Annotated in this window: 11 protein-coding genes; 4 read left to right on the top strand and 7 right to left on the bottom strand. The window is 55.7% G+C overall.

Annotated elements, in window-relative coordinates; genetic code table 11:
* Nucleotides 1–77 precede the first annotated feature (77 nt).
* From ACYVJ8_RS02545 to ACYVJ8_RS02530, 4 genes are all read right to left on the bottom strand, one after another.
* A complete protein-coding gene (locus ACYVJ8_RS02545; RefSeq protein ID WP_460709321.1) occupies nt 78–1,043 on the bottom strand; it encodes a restriction endonuclease in 966 nt (321 codons plus the stop codon).
* A gap of 498 nt (nt 1,044–1,541) precedes the next feature.
* Entirely contained in the window at nt 1,542–2,717 is a 1,176-nt protein-coding gene (locus ACYVJ8_RS02540) for a hypothetical protein (RefSeq protein WP_460709320.1), read from the bottom strand.
* A gap of 108 nt (nt 2,718–2,825) precedes the next feature.
* Nucleotides 2,826–3,452 carry a hypothetical protein gene (locus tag ACYVJ8_RS02535; protein WP_460709319.1) on the bottom strand — a complete coding sequence of 209 codons (627 nt, stop codon included), beginning with the start codon at nt 3,450–3,452 and terminating at the stop codon, nt 2,826–2,828.
* Nucleotides 3,453–3,616: 164 nt separating this feature from the next.
* Nucleotides 3,617–4,414: a hypothetical protein gene (locus ACYVJ8_RS02530; RefSeq protein ID WP_460709318.1), complete on the bottom strand. Its 798-nt coding sequence runs from the start codon at nt 4,412–4,414 to the stop codon at nt 3,617–3,619.
* Nucleotides 4,415–4,512: 98 nt separating this feature from the next.
* Between ACYVJ8_RS02530 and ACYVJ8_RS02525 the strand changes: the two genes are divergently transcribed.
* Entirely contained in the window at nt 4,513–5,055 is a 543-nt protein-coding gene (locus ACYVJ8_RS02525) for a MarR family winged helix-turn-helix transcriptional regulator (RefSeq protein ID WP_460709317.1), read from the top strand.
* 486 nt (nt 5,056–5,541) lie between these two features.
* Here the strand turns inward: ACYVJ8_RS02525 and ACYVJ8_RS02520 are convergent, their stop codons facing one another.
* From ACYVJ8_RS02520 to ACYVJ8_RS02510, 3 genes are all read right to left on the bottom strand, one after another.
* Nucleotides 5,542–6,159: a type II toxin-antitoxin system RelE family toxin gene (locus ACYVJ8_RS02520; RefSeq protein WP_460709316.1), complete on the bottom strand. Its 618-nt coding sequence runs from the start codon at nt 6,157–6,159 to the stop codon at nt 5,542–5,544.
* A 186-nt stretch (nt 6,160–6,345) separates the two neighbouring features.
* The gene (locus tag ACYVJ8_RS02515) at nt 6,346–6,825 is read right to left on the bottom strand and encodes a restriction endonuclease (protein ID WP_460709315.1); all 480 of its coding nucleotides are present in this window, start codon (nt 6,823–6,825) and stop codon (nt 6,346–6,348) included.
* Nucleotides 6,826–6,997: 172 nt separating this feature from the next.
* Nucleotides 6,998–7,468 carry a hypothetical protein gene (locus tag ACYVJ8_RS02510; protein WP_460709314.1) on the bottom strand — a complete coding sequence of 157 codons (471 nt, stop codon included), beginning with the start codon at nt 7,466–7,468 and terminating at the stop codon, nt 6,998–7,000.
* 450 nt (nt 7,469–7,918) lie between these two features.
* Here ACYVJ8_RS02510 and ACYVJ8_RS02505 point away from each other — a divergent pair, with 450 nt between their 5' ends.
* The 3 genes from ACYVJ8_RS02505 to ACYVJ8_RS02495 are packed head-to-tail and all read left to right on the top strand — an operon-like array spanning nt 7,919 to nt 13,331.
* Nucleotides 7,919–10,729, top strand: a complete 2,811-nt coding sequence (locus ACYVJ8_RS02505; RefSeq protein ID WP_460709313.1) for a DUF6531 domain-containing protein — start codon at nt 7,919–7,921, stop codon at nt 10,727–10,729.
* Complete coding sequence (locus tag ACYVJ8_RS02500) at nt 10,726–12,939, top strand: RHS repeat-associated core domain-containing protein (protein ID WP_460709312.1); 2,214 nt, start codon at nt 10,726–10,728, stop codon at nt 12,937–12,939. The genes ACYVJ8_RS02505 and ACYVJ8_RS02500 overlap by 4 nt, the downstream gene beginning before the upstream one ends.
* Nucleotides 12,936–13,331, top strand: a complete 396-nt coding sequence (locus ACYVJ8_RS02495; protein ID WP_460709311.1) for a hypothetical protein — start codon at nt 12,936–12,938, stop codon at nt 13,329–13,331. Before ACYVJ8_RS02500 ends, ACYVJ8_RS02495 begins: the two co-directional genes overlap by 4 nt.
* The last annotated feature ends 2 nt before the right edge of the window (nt 13,332–13,333 follow it).

Raw genomic sequence — 13,333 nt, 5'->3', positions numbered from 1 at the left:
CACTTCATAGCACCCCCAATCGCAAAGCCAACCCGGGCAGGCCGGGTACCGCAACCATCATGCCACTGCGGCGAGCACTAAACCTGCGTCAGCACCCAGTCCACAAGGCCAGCCTCGACCACGCGTTGAGCCACATCAGGCGCCCCCATGACCGTGACGTCGTCGGTCTCTGTCTCGTCTTGATCCGGAACAGTCAAAGGCGACTTGGACGTGTGATAGACGAAGAAGAGACGATCGTAGCCTGGCATGCGCTTCTTCCTTTCGATGTAATCGTCGAGGTCCGCTTGTCTGGTCTCTGCCTTCACCTGTACGACGGCTCGCTCACGTGTAAGTGGCATCTCCAAATCCACGTCTTTGTCTGCCTGTGCCTTGCCGATATACCCGATTCGACGCCAGCCGGCCCGAGAGAACATCATTTCGACCAGAACCTCAAAGGTGGCAGGATTGAGCCTTTGAATTAGGGGCACCAGTCCCTCGATGAGCTTCGCTTGAGCGTCCACCACCAAAGCAACGTCCGACGGATTGGCGCCGTTGATGCGATCAATGAGGCGATCACTTCCTTCGACGCGGCAGACTGTCGCGCGGTATCCAGTGACCTTGGTTATGTAGCCCGGAAGATTGTATTTGCCCAGGCGAACACCCTTGGCATCGAAACTGTTCCAGCCCCCAACTACGGTGCGATAGCTCGAGTCATCGGCGGAATCATTCGAATCAAACGGCTGGGGAACGGGTTCTCCTGGCTCCAAGAACCCCCAACACAGATCCTCGCCTATGAAAGTAATCCACAGGGTATTCCCTGGGTCTTCCCAGTACGTGCGCGTAGCATTCGCGATAGAGGTCGCACTACTTCTTGATTTGCTCCTACTCCAGTCCTGCGCCAGCTCGTCCCATTGGCCACTTCGGCACCGGTCGATCACGCTAGCTTCGGAGGTGCACCAGCCGAATCGGAGAATGCCTCGGTTCAGACAGTCGGCTTCCCACTTTCCCCCTCGCCCCAGCTTGATGAAGCGGACGTCCGTTCGCGCGATTGGAAAGGGGCTCATCAAAACCTCGCTTGTGTCGGGTTCGACCAGCCTACTGGGGTGACAATTCAGAAGCTACGTCCGACCAGCATGGGGGCGGCAGCATTCCGCTAATCCTCCCCCGACACCCGGTCGGGCACTGCCCTGTATGAAGCGTTTTTCGTATCGCACCAGACGCAGCCAATCGCTACCTGGCGCGCTCCTGTAATGACCCGCTACGTGCGTCGCAGTCGACATACAGGAACCGCACCTGACGCGATTGGTGACGTTTGGTGCGGGGCCAATGACGCGTTGTAGCGCGGGTTTGACCGGATGCGCCGGAGGCGCAATTTGGTCGAAACCGCAACGTGTTGGAACCGGAACGCTTCACGGGTCCGCCACGTTTAAATCCGAGATTGGAAGCCCGGAACGGGGTGTCACGTTTTCCTTGTTTTAAAAGCTATAACCTAGCTTCTAAGTAGTATTAATTTAAAACAAGGAAAACGTGACATCCCATCCACGGACTCACAGCCTCGGCTTTCATCCCTGAGGTCGCGGTTCCGGCTGCTCAGGCTCCAGTTTTGAAGTCCCTATCCCCGGCTTAGATGCTTCCAATTCCTGCTGCTTCCGTTTGTCCCGGCGTTCTTTCGCTTTTAGCCGCTTTTCCTTGAGCTTCGGGTCGCCTAGTTCCCGGAGTATCCGTTTTTCTTCCTGGAGCGTCATTGTCATGCCGGCGCGTTTTCGATCACGCTCCCGCTGCTTGCGCTCGTTATTCCCTTCGCGGATGCGCAAGCCCCGAACATCCAGCGTGCCATGCCGCTCTAGCACCAATGCATGCACCTTCCCTGCCCGCTCGACGCACTGCACAGCGAACGGGCATTCGGCGCACGCAGGTTCCGTTGACTGGTGACAGCCAAAGCAACCGGGAGCCGTCATGCAGGGCAGTTCTAATGGCTCGTACGCACGCTCAAAGCTTGAAGCTGGCCTAGAAAGCACTTCGTCTACCACCTCGTCATCGAACCTGCGTCGGGCCTCCGCTTCGTCGATAACGCGTCGCTGCCGCATGTAGTAATACAGGCCGTCAGCGTGCTTGGCCTTACCGGCGCGACGGATCTCCGCTTCGATGGCATCCAACGCTGCCCGTTGGACGGGATCGCCCATGTGGTTTTCCACGAGGAAGCGTGGGTCGCAATCACGGGGTATCAGCTCGATGGTTCCGGACTTACGCAGCGGCGCAAGGTCCTCCTCGACGTACGGGGCCAAGTCATCACCGTAAAGCTGATTCGGAGATGGCAATTCCGTGGTTCCGATCTCACTAGCTCGCCCCATGACCGATATCATGTATCGGTCGTAGGGGACCCCGAGCAGGTCGGCGTGCTGCCGAGCACGCCAGAAGCACGTGAAGGCCCTATCGCTACACATGGACAAGTTGGTCCTTTTGATCCAGCGCCCGACTTCGCCACGACGCTGTTCCTGCTGCTTGGCGTACCATTTCTGGTACGTGCGCATGAAGTTCTCCGTCCGCTCGTACGGCGTTTTGTAGCGATAGTCCAGGTAGGCCGTGGTGTTCAAGTGCGCTTCGGTAACGAAGTCAAAAGACTCCAGGAGTTCACGCGCCAGGACCATTTCTTCGATTTGGCCTGATGCGAGGTCGGACAGCTTGGCCTTGTTGATCTTTTCAGTTCGGGCAAGGCGCTCGTAACGGGTGCTAGCCATATGTTTGCTCCTGTGATTTCGTGCGTCATGCATAGCCCGGGCATCGCTGGCTTTTGATAGGCGCAGCGATGCCCGAACCGTGGATCGGCTTTATCCCAATGCAGGCAGTCAGGTCTTCTTACCCGCCTTCGCCTTCGCATATGCAACCGCCGCCTTTGAACAAAGGTCACGCGGCAAGAATGCGCGATTCGGCAGGTTCTTCTTGTGCCCAGCCACGACGGCAGCAATGTATTCGTCGTACTTCATGCCCAAGCGATCGGCCGCCTGACGCGCGCGCCAGATGCAATTCATCCCGTGCACACTGTGGGACTCAAGTCGTATTGGGGGCGAAGGCAGCAGCTTTACCTGTCGTCCTTTTTTGTCAAAGGCGGCACCGTGGTATTCAAATGCGAAGTATTGCGATGCTTCCAATTCGTGCATATTGCCGTAATTGCGAAAGCGCGCTTTATCTAAATCAGAATCAGTTCGATCAATTTCGAGCAATTCTTCATCGATGTGTTCGCGCACAAACATGTCCTGCAGCCAATCACGCGTGGCGGCATTCTTAACGCAGCGAACACATGCCATTAGGTTTCCACGTGCAACGTCGTTGACGTATCGACGGCGTCGAACTGGCTTTGATTGACGCTTCGGCTTTCCAGACTCCTTAAGCTCGGCCTTAGATGGCGGTCGGGGAACCAGTGCTCCTTGTATAAAGCGAAACTCAGCAAGGCGGTTTTTGGTCTTAGTGTTCATGAGTACCCTCGTATTTATGGTGTTGTCGGTTTTTTGGACAAAGTGATGCCCGATCCAGCGGCAAGGCACCGGATTGAGGTTGTTGGAGCCAAGGGGGCAGCGCGCTAGCAACGCTGCATTGGATCGGCTACCGACGGCGTCCCATCGGAGCTACGTGGGGCGCGTTACAGGCTTTCGATGACCTTGGCCAGATTGGCTTCGCCGGCCGCGAAGGTCGTCCCCATCGACTCGGCAATGGCAACAACTTGGAGTTCCATGGCTTCGTTGACCAAGTCGTCACCGAAGCATTCGCGCGCCATGTCTTCCCAGATATAGGTGTCGAGGAACTCGGACAGAGTAGACGCGGGATCACGCCCGGTAGCCTTGGCGTCAGCGACACGCTGCACGATCAAATCCAACGCATTGTCCTGCGCCAGGTCTTCGCGGTAGTTGTCGGCCTTGAAGCGATCATCCCAGCCCACGAAGAGCGGGTACTTGATACGGTACGCAGGGTCGCTCCACAACCCCATCACGTGCATCGCGATATCCGGGCTGGTGAGCTGCGACGGGCGCGGCATGCGCTTGTTGCCGAGTTCGTACCAGCGCAGGACGGCGTACTCGACGTAGAACCAGTACGGGATACCGAGTTCGTCGACGGCCTGGCGGGTATGCCAGACCTCACGGAACAGCGTGGGCGTGGCGACCAGCGGGTTGTACTTGTCGGGCTTGGGCGCCTTGACCTTGATGTTGGACGCCAACGTGACGAGGGCACGCTGGAGTTCCTGGGCAAAAGCTTCCGTCGCAGCCATGGGCGACAAGTAGCCGTGCTGGGGGTACGTCAGCGGGCGGACGATCTGATCGCGGTTGGCCGTTTCCAGGCTCAACAGCTCCAGGGCGATGGCCTGCTCGACCGTGGCAGCAGCCTCGGGCCCAGCCTTACGAGCTTCGATAATGCGCTTAGCGCGCTGAATTGCGTACGACATTTTCGTTCTTCCTTTGTAATGCCGGAGCGGAATTGCCCAGGCGACGCAAAGGATGGACTCGCGTAAAATGGTGCATTAGTTGAATTCAACATATGCCCATGCAAGCGCCCGTCGAGTACTTCCAGTTCGACCAGCTTTTCGTCGCCTACAACCGGATTCGTCGGGATCTGGACATCAAGCTCAAGCCGCTCGGGCTGACGCTAACGAGCCTTCAAATCCTGATGGCGATTGATGTCCTACAGGCGCACCCGCAGCAATGTACCCGGGCTGCCATTGCGGCGCGTGTCGGCATTACCAACAGCACCGCGTCGATCATGATTGGGGGGTTGCTTAAGCGCGGGCTTGTTATCGAAGCCGTGGACGGATACGACCTAAAACGGAAGCCGCTGGGTCTTTCTATGAAGCGGACGCACCAGGACACCTACTACAAGGCCCTGGCTGTATGGGATGCTGTCCTGGAGCAGTGGTATGAAGCGCTACCGACCGGATTGCGAAGGGGGTTCTTCGCAGCGATCGGCACCGCAAGGCAGACAATTGACCAGCAGGACCAAGACGCCAGGGAAACGCACTACTTGAAGTCGCTAAAGGTGCACAAAACCCGTGGTCGGGTTCTAGATGCCAAGCGCAAGGCCACAAGATAGGCGCCTGTATGGAGTGCGTCGGCACCACCCTCCACTTCGGCAGCGTAGGACACGATGTTCCAGCCATCACCTAGGACTTCCATGCATCAGGGCGACCCGACGACGCGTCAACGCATCGGTGCTTGCCCTCCCCTGCCCGTCCCGTCTAAGTCAGGAGCTTCGAACTGAGTCAGGCAGAAGGAGTATTAGCACCTTAGCGAGGAACGCTAGTGCAGTCTGCTCCAGAGGGCTTTCCATCGCTTGGAATGAATACCTCACATACACGACCACGCTGTGTATCTATTAGATACACCTCTGTTCCGTTTGTGTATTCGCGCTTGCCAGCAGAAACATATCTGGCGCCCTGGGATGATTGAGTGCAACCCGCAAGAAGCAATGATGATAAGGCAACAAGCTTGAAGTAACGGCGCATATCACCACCCCTCGATTGGCGCGCGAATGGCACGCTTGTCGGGCCCCGACAGCGGTATCAGCTTGATTTGACTGTTAGGGCCTTAGCCCCGAAACGCGACTATATATGTCACCCCGGGCCCCAAAATACAGCAGTGTGATTCTTTTGGTGGAATGGTCAGGCAAATATACAAGTCGATCATCGCCGAGGCGATAGCGCCACATACCCGACAGATTGGCAGTGAGAGGTTTCACTGTATCTCCAACCACATCCATCGGCGCACTGGAAATTTTACCAATGGCGTCCAATATGCGCCCCCGAAGCTTTCCATCAGCCCTGGCAATACTTTTTAGAAATTCAATTGAAAAGCCCACATACCAGTCTGGTTCGCCACGACTGAAAAGTATCCTCTGGCGCGGCTCCTGTTCTTCAAGCGCAGCTCGTGCCACGCGCAAATCGTAGTGCAGTGACGGTGGAATATGCTCATCCCAAAATGCATTCAGGATGTTAGAGAGATCTACTGGGACACCGAAATATGTAACGGAACGTTCCCCATCACTAGCTGTTTCGCGGAGTCTTTCGAGAATTGATGAACTTAGCTGCAATTCTTGATCTTCGAGGACCAGGGACAGCTTTGCAGATAGCGCATCAAAGTCTTCTCTCGACTTTGGTCCCGCCTTAAAGAAGGCTTCTGGCGCGACGAATGCGAACAATGGCTACACCATGGTGATTGCTAAGGCCGCTAGGAACGGCCTACTTGGCTTGACTGACTGATTGAACAAGGATCCGCAAGCCAGCAGCGAGCCCGCGGCGAAGTAGGCAATGAAATACGGGGCTGCTGCCATGTCTATTCGGCGGCGTACACCAAGCCGAGAACCGGCTTAGGCTTGAATGAATGGTTAGGCATCAGCTCGAACCCGTCGCTGATCCGCGCCTCTTTGCCAGTGGCTGATCCAAGTGGCAAGCATGTCCCTGTCCACCAGAATGCAGCGATTGGACGCAGCTAGCGCCCTGGCACCAGGGGTGAAATAGCGGTTTGTCACCACCATGGCGTGCGTGCAGCCATAGTGCGCGATTCCTGCCACTGCATCACTCACGGCACGCCTGGAAATGCCACTAGCGGACCGTTTGCATTGAATGGCATACGCAACTCCGTCTTTCTTGGCAACGATGTCCACGCCAGAGTCACCGCTGCCCTTCGTAACCTTTGTATGAAATCCTTGGAATTCAAGCAGGGTGGCGATGTAACGCTCGAAATTGTGGCCGGCCATTGAGTCCACATCACTAATCCGCAGGGCGCGCGCGGTTTCCCTGTTCTTGTTGGCGAGGGAAATTCTGTATCCGACAAAAATTATTGCGGCGACCAACGTCAGCAGCAAGAATGCGATGAGTAGCCTTTGCCCTGTGGGACTGGCGAGGATGGCAAAGATTAGCAAGACAGGAATTGCTGCAACGACCTTACGTAGGTCGGGAGTCTGAGATTTCCTTCCTGAGCGTCTCATTTTTATCCGGTTCCTACTGGAGCTGCAAAGTGACTTCGGCCTGACTGCTTCATGGGCTCCCTGTCGCTTCGTCCGCTGCCGTACGATCCCAAGAACGATACTTCCAAGGCATTACGTCTTCTAGGACAGTAATCCGTGGCGCGGGCATGCTCGCTAACGACAGTGTCCCCAGGAATGATTCCACGCGGCCACGGTTGCTGTCGGGAACGAACAGCCAAGGGGTCACAGACCAGTGGTCAGGAATGCCGGAATCGCGCGCCAGCGCACTTCGCAGCAAGGGCCAATCTCTAGCCCAAGCTGCCAAGCGCACTAACAGACTATTGGGCGGGGTGGCGTAAGTGATCTCGCACAAGTACGCCGCACTGTCCTTGATGCTCACTGCAAGGGCGTCGCAGTACCAATGCGGGCCGCTCGTGTCGGGGTTCTTGCCCGCGTTGAGTTGTATGCAGCACTGGCTGTTGACGAACAACGATCGGTCCGCCCGCAGGTACTCGATCACCACACTTTCGAAGTGGTCCATGTACCTCCCTCATCTGGGGCCCAGCAGTAGCCCGAATGACATTTCGGCCACTACTAGACCGGCTCAGAAAAAATCACGAAATCATCTAGCCTCCTAGTAAGCAAAAGTCGCTTAGGCACCAGAAGTAACTAGCTGTAGCTACTTCTGGTCACGACATTTCAAAAACCAGCCGTTGGGTGCTCTCCAAGACGTCCCCTTAGTGACAAGAAGTCACCCCACTGAAATCGCCGAAACCTGTCGGTCAATACGCACGCACATCTCGGGAAAACCCCAATTCTCTGACAAGCGGTGCGCACTAAGGCGGCCAAGTCTCAGCGCGCACTCCGCTGAAATGCATGTCAGTCGCTAACTTGACAGGCTGGGTCTGGCCTCCATAGCGTAGGCCGCAGGGGTATTTGACGAATCAGCCACGGACGGCATTGCTCTGTCCGTGGCTCAGTTGGGGAAAACATGAGCCTTCTTGCACGACGCGCCGTCGCTATATTTGACGGTTCTCATCCCATATCCATCGGCAATGCAGTGGAATATTGCTCACGCCTAGTGCGTTGGCGGCTTCCGAAGCTTTCGTGGCAAGTCATGGCGATTAGCGTTGTCATGACGCTTTCTGCACCAGCCGCAGCAGGTGTCCAGTGCGGCTGGAAAGTCATGCATCCCAGTGCAACGGTAGATTACCCTAATGGGACAACATCGCACGAGTCTCCCGTCTGGGTTTGGTCTTGCGAGATTACTAGTGAACCCAGAGGGGGCTGGACTGGGGGCCATGGCGACGGCAATGGCAGAGGGGATGGCACTGAGACATCAGGGAACGAAGGCGACGACAACGACAACGGCGATCAGGCCGCTGTTAAAGATTGCGGGAAGGCGCCGGTCCCAGATCAAGTAGCTGGCAACCCTGTAGTCATCGCCAACGGCAATAAGATTGAAAAGGAATCGGATTTCGGAACCGGGGGTGAGATGGCGCTCCATCTCAGCCGCACATGGAACATGCTCTGGGACGGCAACGGCCTATTCGGTTCGAATTGGAACAGCAGCTTCGACTATCGGCTCAGTTTTGGCACTAAGTCCCGATTTGGTCCCGTAGGAACATGCTATGCACGGCCTAGCATTGTCGAATGCGCGGATACTACGTCGCACACCGATATCTGGGCACATCGCCCGGATGGTCGAATGATTCACTTCATCAAGAATGCCAGCGACGGGATCTATTACGAAAGTAAGCCAAGCCCAATTTCAAAGATCGTTCGCCAAGCGGATGGGACCTTATTGCTCTCCTTCGAAAACAATATGGTGGAGAGCTACAGCAAGGGCGGCTATCCCCTTTGGATACAGGACGAACATGGCGTTCGCTGGTCGTTTACCTACGGCGGAATGAACGGAACGCAAGTCCAACGGGTCACTCACACGAATGGGCGCTATGTGCAGTTCGTCTGGGTGGGGGATGAATTGCGCGAGGTGCGTGACCCTGCGGGCACGCCTTATACGTTCACGTATACCGGATACAAGTATGACTCCTACAACAACCCTCTTATAGGCCTGCACACGCTCAAGTCGACCACGCTGCCCGGAACGCCAGCGACGGTTATCACCTATCACTATTCCGGTGAAGCGGGTGAATCCCTGGGTGGAGGACTAACCGGAAAATCTTTCAACGGCGTTCGCTACTCTTGGTTTAGCTACAGTGGGGGGCGCGCCTCAAGCACCGAGCATGCTGCCGGCGTTGAACGTTACACCTTTGCCTATACCCCGGGCGCAAATGGCGCGATGAGCGTCCTGGTAACAAACCCGCTGGGCAAGCAAGCCACCTATGACTTCTTGAATGAAAAGCCCATTGCCATAACGGGCCATCCTTCTAGCCATTGTCCGCTAACAGGCAGTAACTACAGTTACGACGCCAATGGCTATCTTGATAAGCGCACGGATAACAATGGGAACATCACCGACTACGACTACAATGCTGCAGGGCAGTTGGTAAAAAGGGTCGAAGCCTTCGGGCGCCCCGAAGCACGAACGACCACCTATGCTTGGGCTTCGAATCTCATCTCCACCGAAACCGTAGTTGGCCACTCGCAAGCGAGTTATGTGTACACGGCAGATGGTCGTATCGCATCGGTAACAGCGCAGAACCTGTCGCCCGTTGGAGTCGCGAACCAAGCCTTCGTAACTACATTCACTTACACCAAGTATGCCAATGGACTATTGGCCACTAAAACAGCGGACGGCCCTTTGCCTGGTGCTGGGGACGCTGTGGTTTCCAACTATGACACCTACGGCAATCTGACATCAGTCCAGAACAGCCTGGGACACACGACCAGTTACAGCAATTACAACGCGCTGGGACTGCCAGGCCGAGTCACGGGCGCCAACGGCGACATGACGGATTATGTCTACGACCTTCGTGGGCGCAAAACCGAAGAGAAACACTGGATTAACAGTGCCTGGCAAACGACCGCATATACATACGACGGCAGCGGTCGCTTGGCCAGCATCCAACTCCCTGACGGACAGGTTCGAAACTTCGAATATGACGCCGCGTGGCGTTTGATTCGCGAGTACCAGGAAGAGTCTCCGGGGATCTTTGCGCAGAAGCGCTATACCTACAACAACCTCTCGTTGGTAACGCGAGTCGATACCGAACGCGCGACAGTCCCAGTGTCCGCCCCTGTGCTCTCTACCCCTGGCTCTAGCGCGAACGGCAGCTACACCGTGAGCTGGACGTCGGTAGCCGACACCACGGGCTACAGATTGGAAGAAAACAGCAACGGCGGTGCATGGACTGAGATCCAAAACGCTGCGGCCACTAGCATAGCCATTTCCGGCAAGACCAACGGCACTTATGGCTATCGCGTGCGCGCCTGCAACGTAACCGGCTGCTCAGCATATTCATCTACTGCTTCTGTCGTCGTTACCTTGTCAGGACCACCAGTTATACCGTCGCTAGGAGCCTCTACGAACTACAGCACCACTGGCATGTATACCCTCACTTGGAACAGTGTCCCAGGTGCTACCAGCTATCAGCTTTCGGAACGCAAGAATGCCGGAGCTTGGGTGCAGATTTACAACTCCACTGGAACTACAACCGGACGCAACAACCCCAATGGCACTTATGACTATCAGGTCAGAGCCTGCAATACGTACGGCTGCAGCGCCTATTCGACGATAGTCACAGTTACGGTCGAAAAGGAAGCTTGCCCGAGCTGCTTGATGGCGCCCGCTCCAGAGCAAACACTGAGCATCGAGGGCGATGGAGGGAACGGCCCATGAGTACCGCATCACTACTGATCATTGCATTGGTTACGCCAAGTACCAGCGCCTATTACGACTATGACGAACTGGGTCACGTTATTGCGGAGCGCGGCAATAATGGCCAGAACGTTACGTACACTTACGACGCCAACGGCAATGTCAAAACCATCACTGATTCGCTCGGAAGGGTTACCACCCTTACTTACGACGCCCTGGACCGTGTGTCCCTGTCAGCCGATCCGCTAAATGGCACCGTGCGCTTCGCTTACGATACGGCGAATCGACTCAAGGAGGTTACTGACGCCAAAGGGTTGATCACCACTTACAACGTGGACGGATTTGGGCACGTTTGGCGCCAGGCGAGTCCAGACACCGGCATCACAGACTTTAGTTACAACTCGAATGGCCAACTCGCATCCGTGACCCGAGCGAGCGGCCAAATTACGAGTTTTGGACGTGACAGTCTCGGCCGTGTTACGACGGTGACAGCAGGCACTGAAACCCAGACCTTTGCCTACGACACCTGTGCAAACGGTAAGGGACGCTTGTGCAGCGTCACAGACCCCACGGGAAGCGTTGCGTATTCGTATACACCTGAAGGACAACTCGCGGCGCAGGTCAGCCAAATGCCTGCAAGCGGTGCAGCGAGCCTCGCTTACTCCTACGACGGCCTAGGTCGGCTTACTAGCATTACCTATCCCGGCAGCGTCATAGCCACTTATGCCTATACAGGCGGGCGTCTAACGTCGATGACAGCTGCAGCAGGTGGCACGACCACAACAATCGTGAGTTCTGCGAAGTACCAACCCTATGGACCCGCATCGAGCTGGACCTATGGCAATGGCCTCAATCGTGGGTACAACTACGACTTGGACGGGCGCCTCACAGGTGTGAGCGCGGGCGATGCAACCAACGTTTGGCAGAGCTTGACGTACGCTTACAACGCGAACAATCAGATCACCGCTATCACAAATGGCACCAATGCTAATGTCAACCAGAACTACGGATATGACGACCTATCACGACTGGTGTCAGTGACGGCAGCCAATGCCAACCAAACAATCGCCTACGATGCAAACGGCAACCGCACAAGTCACATTCGCAATGGTGTTACGGACACCTACACCGTTTCAACGAATAGCAATCGAGTCGCAAGTATCAGCGGCGGCATGACGAAAAGCTTCGCCTATGACGCCAAAGGCAATATTACGAGTGATGGCGGCGTCAACTATACGTACGACAGCTTCAATAGACTGGCAACTGCGACCGTTGGCGCTGCCACTACGCTCTACTCGGTGAACGGGCTTGGCCAGCGCGTGTACAAGCAGGTAGCGGGCGGTACTCAGTACTGGTTCGTATATGGTCCAGGCAACATGCTCCTGGGCGAGTTCAAGACTGGACAGAACTGGACCCAGTACTTCTACTTCAACGGCGAACCGATTGCCATGCTTAGAAACGGGGCAATCAATTACATCCACAACGATCATCTTGGACGCCCGGAAATTGTTACCAACAGCGCAAAGACAGTGACGTGGCGGGCGAACAACTATGCGTTCAACCGAACCGTATCGCTAGATGCTGTAGGCGGCCTCAACCTCGGATTTCCTGGACAGTATTACGACCAAGAAACCGGCAATTGGAGCAACGGGTTCCGTGACTACGACGACGACACTGGCCGCTACTTGCAGTCGGATCCGACCGGACTAGCTGGCGGATTGAATACGTACAGTTATGTCAAAGGTAATCCGATCGTTGGCGTTGACTCTCTAGGGCTAAAGACGTGCGTGGCCACCACTTCAAACGGCCTTTTTAAAGACCATGCGGCGCTCTACTTATCACAGGGCGGAGAAAACGGCACACCAGTGCTATTTGATCCCGCAGGCTCATATGGCCGCTCCAATGGAAGCGGCGAAGGCGACTTAGTGGAAGGTGACGCCGCGGACCTGACAAAGTTTTCACAGTTCCACAGCGAATCCAAGGTCGACACGACTTGTCAGGAAACAACGCCAGAAGAAGAACAACGGATAGTTGGCAAAATAATGGATATGCCTAGCCCAGGCATTGCAACTTGCGCCATAAATGTCTCGAACGCGCTACATGGATCACCCAATTTTCCCAACGTGAAGCCCGGCACATTTTGGCCCAGTGATCTATTCAGAGACGCGGGAGGCAGCACGCAGGCGCCCACATCGATTCCGAATCCATATCTGCCGGATCCTTACAAATGACCTCGCTCTCCTCCACCAATCGCACAAAGTTGATCTTCACACTTTTCATTACAGCGGCGTACGGCCTGTGGTTCCATCTTATTGGCCGCCAGTATTCACCGTTTCTTATGTTCCTTTCGTGTATTGCCTTCGTCGGCACGGCCATCCTACTGTTGCGACCTCGCTTGCGTAAATTTTCGCTTTGGCCTCAGCTATTTCTAGGTGCTTGTATTGGCTATTTTGCGTCTATCTTTTCCGCAGCCGTCACAACATTGGCTTTGTATGGGCCGGACCAGCTCGTCGCTCGCCTCTTTCCGAGTTCCCTCTATGTGTATCCCGCAATTTCTTTCGGCTGGTTATACGGCGCAATCGTGGTCGCAATCCTTGCTTGGCCAGAGAGGAATTTTGAGTAGCC

It is taken from the genome of Lysobacter terrae, from assembly GCF_054782215.1.
This window is presented reverse-complemented; position numbering and strand designations above follow the sequence as displayed.

Excerpts from the sequence above, each read along its gene's own strand:
- ACYVJ8_RS02500 (WP_460709312.1), top strand. The coding sequence starts at position 10,726 with ATGAGTACCGCATCACTACTGATCATTGCATTGGTTACGCCAAGTACC.
- ACYVJ8_RS02540 (WP_460709320.1), bottom strand. The coding sequence starts at position 2,717 with ATGGCTAGCACCCGTTACGAGCGCCTTGCCCGAACTGAAAAGATCAAC.
- ACYVJ8_RS02525 (WP_460709317.1), top strand. The coding sequence starts at position 4,513 with ATGCAAGCGCCCGTCGAGTACTTCCAGTTCGACCAGCTTTTCGTCGCC.
- ACYVJ8_RS02510 (WP_460709314.1), bottom strand. The coding sequence starts at position 7,468 with ATGGACCACTTCGAAAGTGTGGTGATCGAGTACCTGCGGGCGGACCGA.
- ACYVJ8_RS02505 (WP_460709313.1), top strand. The coding sequence starts at position 7,919 with ATGAGCCTTCTTGCACGACGCGCCGTCGCTATATTTGACGGTTCTCAT.
- ACYVJ8_RS02535 (WP_460709319.1), bottom strand. The coding sequence starts at position 3,452 with ATGAACACTAAGACCAAAAACCGCCTTGCTGAGTTTCGCTTTATACAA.
- ACYVJ8_RS02495 (WP_460709311.1), top strand. The coding sequence starts at position 12,936 with ATGACCTCGCTCTCCTCCACCAATCGCACAAAGTTGATCTTCACACTT.
- ACYVJ8_RS02545 (WP_460709321.1), bottom strand. The coding sequence starts at position 1,043 with ATGAGCCCCTTTCCAATCGCGCGAACGGACGTCCGCTTCATCAAGCTG.
- ACYVJ8_RS02530 (WP_460709318.1), bottom strand. The coding sequence starts at position 4,414 with ATGTCGTACGCAATTCAGCGCGCTAAGCGCATTATCGAAGCTCGTAAG.